The organism is Blastomonas sp. CCH1-A6, from assembly GCF_001556365.1.
GTDB classification, from domain to species: Bacteria; Pseudomonadota; Alphaproteobacteria; order Sphingomonadales; family Sphingomonadaceae; genus Blastomonas; species Blastomonas ursincola.
Window position 1 is genome coordinate 1 of record NZ_LSIS01000223.1, and the last position, 564, is coordinate 564.

Here is a 564-nt window from a genome sequence, read left to right on the forward strand (position 1 = left end):
TCACCCTGCTGTGGATGCCGCCGGCCGAGGAAGCGGCGCGCGCGGAAGGGTGGCTCTACGAGGGCCGGTCCACCAGCGGCGTCGATCCGTGGGAACTGCTCAAGGGCTTCGCCGACCGCAGCGACCGCGTTCTCAATCTGGTCGAGGGCTTCGTGCCCGAGGTCCGCTGGCTCGATGACGGCGAGACGCTGACCTACCTGCACAGCACCACCTCAACCCGCCGCCAGCGCGTGCGCGTGCCGGAAACTCCGATGCACCTCGACGCGCTACTCGCCGACGAGCCGCTGACCGGCGGGCTCGAACCGAAGCTCGGCGAGCACCATCTGCGCACGCTCACCATCGTCGGCTTCCCGAGCGTGACCTTCCCCGGCCTGCTCGACGAGCTGAACCGGCTCGCCTTCGAGTATCGCTGGTCCACCCGCGCGCTGATGCTCGACAAGACCGACGCGACCAAGCTGCTGACCAGGATCAGGCGGCAATGGTTCGCCAAGCGCAAATCGGTCGCGGCCATCCTCAAGGAAGTCATGACCAACGAGGCGTCCACGCTGCTCGACAGCGACGCCT

At 67.9% G+C, this 564-nt stretch carries 1 pseudogene; it reads left to right on the top strand.

Going from position 1 to position 564, the window contains the following annotated elements:
* Nucleotides 1–564, top strand: a pseudogene (locus AX735_RS09735) (conjugal transfer protein TrbE); the annotation flags it as partial.